At 72.6% G+C, this 9,061-nt stretch carries 8 protein-coding genes and 1 tRNA gene; 4 read left to right on the top strand and 5 right to left on the bottom strand.

The genetic code is table 11. The annotated features are described in order from the left end of the window. Window positions 1-67: 67 nt before the first annotated feature. The gene (locus EYW40_RS15360) at window positions 68-817 is read left to right on the top strand and encodes a hypothetical protein (RefSeq protein WP_135822540.1); all 750 of its coding nucleotides are present in this window, start codon (window positions 68-70) and stop codon (window positions 815-817) included. On the opposite strand, the gene EYW40_RS15365 is transcribed toward EYW40_RS15360, so the two are convergent. Further along, a complete protein-coding gene (locus EYW40_RS15365; protein ID WP_135822541.1) occupies window positions 814-1,932 on the bottom strand; it encodes a hypothetical protein in 1,119 nt (372 codons plus the stop codon). The genes EYW40_RS15360 and EYW40_RS15365 overlap by 4 nt on opposite strands. Window positions 1,933-2,055: 123 nt before the next feature. Between EYW40_RS15365 and EYW40_RS15370 the strand changes: the two genes are divergently transcribed. The 3 genes from EYW40_RS15370 to EYW40_RS15380 all read left to right on the top strand — a co-directional run bounded on the left by EYW40_RS15370 (window position 2,056) and on the right by EYW40_RS15380 (window position 4,218). Further along, window positions 2,056-2,139 (top strand) — tRNA-Ser (locus EYW40_RS15370). A 302-nt stretch (window positions 2,140-2,441) separates the two neighbouring features. Further along, the gene (locus EYW40_RS15375) at window positions 2,442-3,545 is read left to right on the top strand and encodes a hypothetical protein (RefSeq protein WP_135822542.1); all 1,104 of its coding nucleotides are present in this window, start codon (window positions 2,442-2,444) and stop codon (window positions 3,543-3,545) included. A 91-nt stretch (window positions 3,546-3,636) separates the two neighbouring features. Further along, complete coding sequence (locus tag EYW40_RS15380) at window positions 3,637-4,218, top strand: response regulator (protein ID WP_135822543.1); 582 nt, start codon at window positions 3,637-3,639, stop codon at window positions 4,216-4,218. A gap of 10 nt (window positions 4,219-4,228) precedes the next feature. Here EYW40_RS15380 and citE read toward each other — a convergent pair whose 3' ends face one another. Genes citE through EYW40_RS15400 form a run of 4 tightly spaced genes read right to left on the bottom strand, consistent with a single transcriptional unit; the run spans window position 4,229 to window position 9,058 of the window. Then, complete coding sequence (citE, locus tag EYW40_RS15385; RefSeq protein ID WP_135822544.1) at window positions 4,229-5,263, bottom strand: L-malyl-CoA/beta-methylmalyl-CoA lyase; 1,035 nt, start codon at window positions 5,261-5,263, stop codon at window positions 4,229-4,231. Between the two features lie 28 nt (window positions 5,264-5,291). Further along, the gene (mch, locus tag EYW40_RS15390) at window positions 5,292-6,362 is read right to left on the bottom strand and encodes a 2-methylfumaryl-CoA hydratase (protein WP_135822545.1); all 1,071 of its coding nucleotides are present in this window, start codon (window positions 6,360-6,362) and stop codon (window positions 5,292-5,294) included. Further along, window positions 6,355-7,626 carry a methylaspartate ammonia-lyase gene (locus EYW40_RS15395; RefSeq protein WP_135822546.1) on the bottom strand — a complete coding sequence of 424 codons (1,272 nt, stop codon included), beginning with the start codon at window positions 7,624-7,626 and terminating at the stop codon, window positions 6,355-6,357. The genes mch and EYW40_RS15395 overlap by 8 nt, the downstream gene beginning before the upstream one ends. Then, the gene (locus EYW40_RS15400; RefSeq protein WP_135822547.1) at window positions 7,616-9,058 is read right to left on the bottom strand and encodes a methylaspartate mutase subunit E; all 1,443 of its coding nucleotides are present in this window, start codon (window positions 9,056-9,058) and stop codon (window positions 7,616-7,618) included. Before EYW40_RS15400 ends, EYW40_RS15395 begins: the two co-directional genes overlap by 11 nt. Window positions 9,059-9,061: the final 3 nt, after the last annotated feature.

Consider the following 9,061-nt stretch of genomic DNA (forward strand, 5'->3'; position numbering starts at 1 on the left):
CGTCCGCCCACTCGCCGCAGGGGCATAAAACGGCGCACCTAAGGGAGCGGACGCCCGAGCCACGGGCATGACAGTCGTCGCAGTCCCCGCCGACCCGCCCCGCGAGGGCGTCGTGCTGCCCCGGCTCCCGGACACGTCACCGCTCTCGGCCGCCGAGGCGGCCGACCTGTACGAGGCCTCGTTCAAGGACGTCGTCGTGGCGGTCGCCGGCAGCGGCGCGGACCTGCTCGTGAACTACCGCGCCGACGACGACCTGCCGGCGTGGGACGGCGAGAGCGCCGAGGCCCAGCTCCGCGCCGCCGTCGTCGACGCGCTCGGGAGCGCCGAGGACGTCCGCTTCGAGGTACAGGTCGGCTCCTCGCGGGCGGCCCGCGTCGGCAACACGGTGACGCACCTGCTGGAGACCGAAGGGGTCCAGTCCGCGGCGGTGCTGTCGCCCGCCGCGCCGCTGGTCGACCGGACGAAGGTCGACGAGGCGGCGATGAAGCTCCGCCGGAACGAGGTCGTCCTCGGTCCCGGCGAGGCCGGCCGCGCGTACTACGCCGGCTTCACCGACACCGTGGACTTCGAGGGCGCGTACGCCCCGCCGGTCCTGGAGACGCTGACGACCCGCGGGGCCGACGCCGGGCACGACGTGGACTACCTGCCGATGCTGCCCGTGATCGAGACCGGACGCGACCTGGCGACGGTCGTCTCGACGGTCCGCGCGCTGACCCACGCGGGGCGGGCCATCCCGGAACACACCGCGACGGTCCTCGCGGACCTGGGCCTGCGCGTCGCCGAGGGCGGCGACGGCCCCGCGGTGGTCCGCGACTAGCGCAGGTCGAACGCGACGGCGACGGCCGGCTCCCAGAAGGCGAACCGGTAGCGCCCGGCGGGGAGGCCGGGACAGACCGCCAGGCTACGCTCGTTGACGTGGCCCTCGACCACGCCGTCCGCGCTCATCGGCAGCCGCCACTCGAACCCCTCCCCGGGCGCGTGGCTGACCGCCTCGTCGGTGTACTCGAGCGGGCTCCCGTCGGGCGACCCCCGGACGTCCTGCCAGCCCGCCTCGGTCCTGACCTGCAGGTTGTACTTGTAGCGATTGCCGGTGTGTCGCTCCGCCTCGCTGACGTTGGTCAGCGTGACGACCACCTCGTCGCCGGGGTCGGCCGCGAGTTCGTCGACGCGGAGCGCGAACGTCGGCTCGCCGCGGTCGTCGGTCGCCTCGCCCCACGACAGTTCGCCCTCCTCGAACCCGGTGCCGTGCCGCGCGAAGTCGTCGTTCTCGCAGGACAGCGCCGCGGGGACCGTCTCGGGTTCGCCGTCCGGCCGGACGTGTCCGGGCAGCGATTCGAGGTCCGGCGCGAGCGGGTCCTGGGCCGTCGCCGACAGTTCGGTCGTCTCGCCCCAGCCGTCGGTCACCGCGACGCGGGCCTCGGTGACGGGGTCGCCGTCGAACGTCGCACGGATCAGCGCGCTCGGGTAGGTGATCGCCTGCGTGCACATCGTGTTCTCGTCGCCCTCGGTGGCCGCCTGAGCGTCGGCCGTCACCGCGCCGTCGGCGAGCGCGACCTCGTTCACCGTCAGTTCGCGGTAACAGCCGTTCGGTGCCGCCGCGGTCACGAGCAGCAGCGTCGACGACCCGAAATCGGTGTTGCCGACGAAGCGTCGGGCTGGGTCGGAGAGACCACTCCCGAGCGCCGCGTCGGCCCGCTCCCGGCTGTCGATGACGACGAGGTCCGCGGTCGTCTCGCCGCCGTCCCAGCCGATCCGGCCGACGGACGGCGCTTGCTGTACCTCGCTGTTGACTAGTTCCGGCGGCTCGTCGGTGTCGCTGGGGTCATCGGAGCCGTCCGATCCGGGTGCCGCGTTGCCGATACAGCCGGCCAGCGCCGCCGCGAGGGACGCGCCGCCGAGCCGGAGCGCCGTGCGTCGGGAGGTCGGGGACATACACGGCGGTACGACAGCCGGTATAAGGTGCTTTGTGGAGAGTACAGGAGTCGCTGTAGTCACGCCGTCGGGCGGGTGCCGTTCCGACAGTTCTTAAACCCGCCCCGCCGTAGACGGGGGCGAGGTGGGGTGGCAGAGCGGCCTATTGCGCCTGCCTTGAGAGCAGGTGTCCGAGAGGACTCCTGGGTTCAAATCCCAGCCCCACCGTGAGACCGCGGCGCACCCTCGCGCCGCGGGCGAACGCAACCTGGGGTTCGAAGTAGACCGGTCGCAGCGCCGAGGAAGCGAGGCGACCGTCCGGGCGTGGTTCAAATCCCAGCCCCACCGCGTCCGTTCCGAGCGTTCATATGATGAGCGACGCGTCCGCGGCGGACCCGCGGTAGCGTAAATACCTTTCCCAGCGTTGCGCCGGGAGTGACACCGCTGCCCGGGTTAAGGGGGAGGGTGGCGAACGTGGGAGTGCAATGGTTCCCCGCTTGACGCGACGACGGTTTGCGAGTGGTCTCTCCATGGTCGGCGTGGCCGCGCTCGCCGGCTGTACCGGTTCTTCGGACGACGGTGACGACAGTACGGACGCCGACAACGAGTCCGGCGGCAGCGACGACACGGACACCGAAGCGACGACGACCGACGAACAGGACGGCCAAGAGAGCGTGAGCGGCAGTCCCGAGGATACGGTCCGCGGGTACGTCGAGGCCAGCGCGGAGGCCGACGACTCCGAGACCGTTGCGACGTACTTCCACAGGGTCCACCCGTTCCACCCGGACAACCTCGACGAGGACGCCGACGAGTGGCTGTTGACCGACCGCGAAATCGAGAGCGTCGAGACCGAGGTCGCGGAGGACGCGGAGGCGACGGTCGACGCGGTCATGTCCGCCCCGCTGATGCGGATGTCCGAGGTGGAGCGCGACACGGTCGCCGACGTCCTCGACGGCGGGCGGGCCGCGGTGGTCGACGCGACGGTCACCTACGGTGACGGCGAGACGACCGAGTTCCGGTCGGTGACCGTCGCGTCCGACGGCGAGTGGGTCGTGCTCGCCCAGGGGATCGAAGCCGGCGAGGGGAGCGACGGCGGGACTGGCTCGTCGGAACTGGAGGCGCGGGTCGTCGACCGCGTCACGTTCAACACCGAGGAGGACAGCGCGCGGGTGTACCTCGTCGATTCGCCGGTCGCCGACAGCGTCTCCGTGGAGGCGGAAAACAGGTTCTCCGGGACGTCGACCGACACGCCCGACCCAGTGAGTTACCTCTCCGTCTACCTCGACCCGGCGGGCGACGCCGTGCTCGTCTCCGCGACGGTCGACGGCGAGTCCCGGCCGGTCCACCGCGAGGGGTACCCCCCGTCCGAGCGCGTGGTCGACGGGGTCACGTTCGACGACGACCCGGAGACGGACCTCTACGACGCGACCGCCAGGGTCGAGTTCACCGGCAACGCCGAGGGCGACCGGCTCGCCGCCGAGTCGACCGTCGCGGGCGGCGAGGCGTCGACCGACTCCCCGTCGGCGCTCGAACACGCCACGGTCGGCGTCGACCCCGACGGCGACGAAGTCGTGGTGACCCTGACGGCCGACGGCGAGGGGCAGGTGGTCCACCGCGAACGGTACCACCCGTAGCCCAGTCCGTGCCGGCGGGCCGCCAGCGACGAACGCCCCGGCCTCCCGGACCAGAACCCTCATTGCCGCCCATAGCGAACGTCCGGACGAAATGGCCCCCGGTCGGAACGCTGCTGGCGAGGACGCGACGGTCGTGGTCGCGGACGACGAGCCGAAGGTGACGGACCTCTACGCGAAGTACCTCGAACCGTCGTTCGAGGTGCGGCGCGCGTACGGCGGCGAGGAGGCGCTCGATGCGGTTGACGAGAGCGTCGACGTCGTGTTGCTCGACCGCCAGATGCCGGAGATGTCCGGCGACGACGTGCTGGAGGGGATCCGCGAGGCCGGGTACGGCTGTCAGGTGGTGCTCGTGACCGCCCTGGAGCCGACGATGGACGCCGTCGACATGGCGTTCGACGACTACATCGTGAAGCCGACCGACGAGGAGGAGCTAAACGCCGTCGTCGACCGCCAGTTGCTCCGGGCGAGCTACGACGCGCAGGTCAACGAGTACCTGCGCCTGCGGTCGAAGATCGACGTGCTCCGCGAGGAGAAATCCGAGGAGGGACTCGCCGACAGCGACCGCTTCGAGATGCTCACCGTCCTCGCAGACTCGCTGTACGACGACCTGCAGGCGGCCGTCGACGACCACGAGGAACTGGAGGACGTGGACGACCTCGTCGGGGAGTCCTGACGGGGCCGCGCTACCACGACGGGTCGAGCGCCAGCGCGCGCTCCAGCAGGTCCGCGTCGTAGGCCGCCGCGGTCTGTTCCGGCCGCGCGGCGTCTATCCTACGGACGGTCCGGACGGTGTTCGCGAAGTTCCTGAACGTCGCCTCGTCGACCATCTGCCCATCCAGCGTGACCGCCCCGGTTCCCTCGGACTTCGCCGCCTCGAACCGCTCTATCTTCCCCACGTCGCGCCGGAGTTCCTCCGCGGTCGGCATGTGGATCCGGTTGGCCTGCGCGGTCTGTTTCGGGTACAGCGACCAGCTCCCGTCGAGCCCGAGTTTCGCCTCGCGCTCGACCTGATCGGCGTAGGCGTCGCCGTTGTAGAAGCGGACCCCCGCGCGCTCCCGGAACAGGTCGTCGAACGGGCCGCCGACCGCGACGAGGTCGTTCGCGCTGGCCTCGTTCGAGAGGTCCGCGAGCAGGCCGTCCCACGCCGGGCGCGCGCCGTCGATAGCGCGGCCGCCCAGTTCGGCGGTGTAGTCGACCGGCCCGAACACGAGGCCGGTCAGCCGCGAGTCCGCACCGAACCGTGCGATCTCGCGGAGGTCGGACTTCGCCCGCGCCGTCTCGACGATGACGGCCAGTGCGACCGACCCGTCCGGGCGGCCGGACGCCCGCTCGGCCTCCGCGACGGCCTCGGCCGCGCGCTCGACGTCGGCGACGCGGCCGACCTTCGGGACGACGACGCCGTCGAGGGCGTCGCCGGCCTCGCGAACGAGCGTTCGGATCTCCTCGCGGCCCCGCTCCCGGTCGCGCTGACTGTCGTAGCCCCACTGCACGCGGGGCCAGACCTCGCCGGCGAAGTCGGTGCCGCCGGAGAGCCGGTCGACGGCGTTCTCCAGGGCCTCCTCCTTGCGGTCCGGCGCGGTTCCGTCCTCCAGGTCGGGGACCAGCCAGTCGGGGGCCTCGAACCCCTCGGCGGACAGCGCGGAGTCGAGGTACTTCGCCGAGTTCTCCTTCGGGACGGCGGCCGGTGCGGTCTGGAACGTGCGGCAGAGTCGTGTCATCGTAGGTGTCTGGGGTCGGTCTGGGTGGCTAGCGGACGAGCGCGGTTCGCGTGCCGGAGTACACCGGCTCCTCGCGCTGGTTAAAGGCGACGTGCTGGAAGCGGACCCGGCCGCCCCCGGGCGGCCCGTCGGACGGGTCGGCGTCGAGGACGCGCGTGAACCCGTACACCGTGTCGCCCGGCGCGACGAACGTGTGGAACCGCTCGTCGCCGTAGCCGAGTTCGCGGTGGGTCCGCTCGTCGGACCGCGCGTGGGCGAGCGCGACGGAACGGGTCACGTCGCCGTAGGCGACGATGCCCCCGGACGGCGAGTCGGCCATCCGGTTGGCGTCGTGGTGCTGTCCCGCGGTGTTGAGCGTCGCCAGCGGGAGCCCGGAGACGAGTTCCGCGTCCATCGTCCGCCCGCGCTCGTGGCGGTAGGCGACGGCGGCGTCGCGGTCGGCCGCCGCGTCGAGCGCCCGCCGGAAGTCGTCGAACGCCGGCCCGTCGGGCGCGATAAGGTCGTCGGGGAGCGCGGGCGGGTCGTCGCCGTCCCCGGACTCGTCGTCGGTTCCGCCCCCGTCGGCCCCGCCGCCGTCGGTCGCCAGCGGCTCGTGGCGCGGCACCATGTTCGTGCGCTCGTAGGAGAGCAGCGTCTCGCCGGACTCGGCGTCGACCCCCCGCGTTTCCCACGTGACGATGCCGTACGCCGGGCGGGAACTCGATTCGCGGGTCGACCGGACGGTCGACTCCACGCGGAGTTCCGTCCCCGGGTACACCGCGGGGTCGTGGACGGTCACGTCGTCGCGGCCGAGGAAGTAGCCGCCCTTCTCGCTCAGGTCCTCGACGCTCGGCCCCATGGTGCAGGCGACGAGGTAGTCGGGGTGGACCGGCGGCTCGTCGAACCCGCGCTCCCGCGCGGCGTCGGTCCGCCAGTACGCGGGGTCGTGGTTGAGCGTCCGGCTCATCCACTCGTCGTTGCCGTGGCGGGTGAGGCGGATCCCGGCGTCGTGGGCGATCCGGTCGCCCTCCGCGAACGCCTCGAAGTGGTTGCCCTTCTCCAGGGTCTCCGCGCGGTCGAGGGCCGCGGCGAACGTTGCCGGGTCGGTCCAGTCAGTCATCCGCGGCCACCTCCGGGGGGTCGCGGCCGCGCCGCGCCAGCGCCCGGCGCATCTCGTTGGTGACGACCATGTACCCCTCGTCGAACCCCATGCCGGGCTTCGCGAGGACCTGCGCGGCGTCGGTGGCGAGCGCGACGTGCGCGCAGGCCCGGGCCGAGGTGACCGTCTCGTTGCACGTGCCGCCGAGGTAGGCGCGCGCGTCGGTGCCCTCGCAGTACCGGACGGCCTCGCCCGACCGCTGTACGCCGCCCAGGTCCGGCGTCTTCACCTGCACCACGTCGGCCGCGCCCGCGTCGACGAACGCCCGCACGTCGGCGAGCGTGTTGCACCACTCGTCGGCGACGACGTCCACGCCGACGCCGGCGGCCGCGAGGCCGTCGCGCAGTTCCGCCATCGCGTGGATCTGCTCGGCCCGGCCGCCCGCGTCCATCGGCCCCTCGACCTGCAGGGGGTAGGGCGCGGCCGCGGCGCGCAGGTCGGCGAAGTAGTCGGCCACCTCGGCGCGGTCGTACGGCGGCCCGAACACGTCCCCGAGCGTCCCGTACACGTCGACGTGGAACCGCGGCGAGTAGCCCTCGGGGCCGAGTTCGCCCGCCCGGGTCGAGAGCCAGTCGAGGTAGTCGACGAGGCCCTCGCCGTCCTCGCCGACCTTCCCGGCGCTGTTGAACAGGCCGTGTGGGAGCACCGGGACGCCCTTGACCAGCATCTTCTCGGCGTTCTCCCGGCGCGCGTCGCCCGACTGGCCGAACACCGGGACCGGCCGGTCGGCGGGCGTCGCGTCGAGCGCAGCGGCCAGCACGTCGGTTCGGGTCGTCCGGCGCGCCCGGGCGGCCGCGGCGAGCAGCGCCTGCGAGACGCCGTAGCGGACCGCCGTGTGGAGGCGGTCGCCGTCGCTCTCGGCCGGCGGGAGGTCCGCCACGACCGCGGCGTTCCGTGCGAACTCGGCCGCCTCGCGGCCCCGCAGGGCGTCGGCGACCGGCCCCTCGACGACGTCGGCGTACCGCTCGGCGCGGAACAGCGGGTCCCGGCCGCCGGCCCCGGAGTACTGGACGGCGGCGCAGTCGCCGGAGACGACCGTGCCGTCCGACAGTTCCAGGTCCACCGTCAGCGCCTCGCCCGCCTCCCGGATCCGGTCGAACCCGGGCGTGACGGGGTCGCCCTCGTAGGTGAACCCGTCCCGGGTCGCGCCGCGGGTGATCGCCCGCTGGTCGTCGAAGAAGAAGCCGGAGACGGCGGGGACCGCCCGGACGCGCTCAATCCGCATCCGTCCCACCTCCGGGGCGGCCGATGAGTTTGCCGTCGCTTATCGCGTCCACGTCGTCGGCGACCATCGTGAACGAGCGGTCGCGGCCCTCGGTGCGCGCCCGGTCGTCAAGGCGGGCGCCATGGACCTCCTTGATCTCGTCCCGGACGGCGAGATCCGCGAACGTGAAGATCCGGACGCGGCCGTCGTCGTCGCGGGCGGGCAACACGTCGCCCGCCGCGCTGTCGCTGGGCGCGAACGGGACGTCGAGGGCGCCCGATTCGAACGTGCGGACGACGCCGCGGGCCACGTCGCCGTCGCCGCGTCGATACACGGCGTCCAGCAGGTCGCGGGTGGCGCGTTCGATCAACTCCCGTTCCTCGGCGATGCCGTCGATGTCGATGTCCTGCTCGATGAGCATGTCGATGAGCTGTCTCGTGGTGCGGAGTCCCGCGGCGTTTGCCTCCTTCGTCGGGACGCCCCGGAACTCCTGGGGGGACTTCGTGATCACCTTGTCGGGTCGCGCGAGGGCGGCGGTCGCGCCGCCGAGGCCGATGACGCCGTTCGCGCGGGCCTCGTCCGGCGGGAACCCGCCCATCCACTCGTGGAAGACGGTCGTCACCGTCACCGCGTCGGGGAGGTACTCCTCGCCGAGGCTCCGGAGCGCGCGCAGGGCGGCCACGTCCTGCACGACGTTGCCGACCTGCCCGTAGCCGAGCGTCAGCGAGCGGACGCCCTGCGTGGCCGCGAGCAGCCCCTCCACGACCATCACCGCGATGGCGATGCAGGGCGGGACGAGCGTCCCGGTCAGCGGCCCGAACGGCTCGCGGTTGATCCGGACGCCGCGGTCGGTGTACGCGCCGGCGAGGCGGTCGACGTACTGCCAGTGTTCGATCGTCGTTTCGAGGTCGTCCTCCTTCGTGTAGGGGATGTTGTAGGATATCGGCCCGCCCTCGAAGCTCTGGAACCCGCCGGCGAACGTGACCGCCGCCAGCAGGCGCGCGTCGGGCGTCCCGTGGCGGACCTCTATCGGCCGGTCGAGCGCCTCGATCAGCGTCCGGCAGCCGTCGACGCCGTGGTTGACGGCCGGGAAGCCGTTGAGCGCGTCCTCGCCGGTCTCGCGGGACTCCGCGAGGCCCTCGCGGGCCTTCGCGTACTCGTTGTCGCGCGTGTACGAGTCGATGGTCGTCGGCAGCAGGTCCGCGAGGCCGTCGCGTTCCAGGTGGCGGAGCAGGTCGATCTGGTCGTCCAGCCGCGGGACGCCGGCCCGGGGCTGAAGCAGCGGTCGGTCCGCCGTCTCCAGCACGCGGGCGAACCGCTTGCCGTCGGGAAGCGACTCGTGGTACGCCACCGCCTCGTCGAAGTCGACGTCCTCGCCGGTGGGCCAGTCGCCCCGGACGGACTCGTCGATGCGTCGCAACTCCTCGGGGGGAAGGCGTTCGTCGCGTATCATGCG

This window comes from Halostella litorea (assembly GCF_004785955.1).
GTDB lineage: Archaea > Halobacteriota > Halobacteria > Halobacteriales > Natronoarchaeaceae > Halostella > Halostella litorea.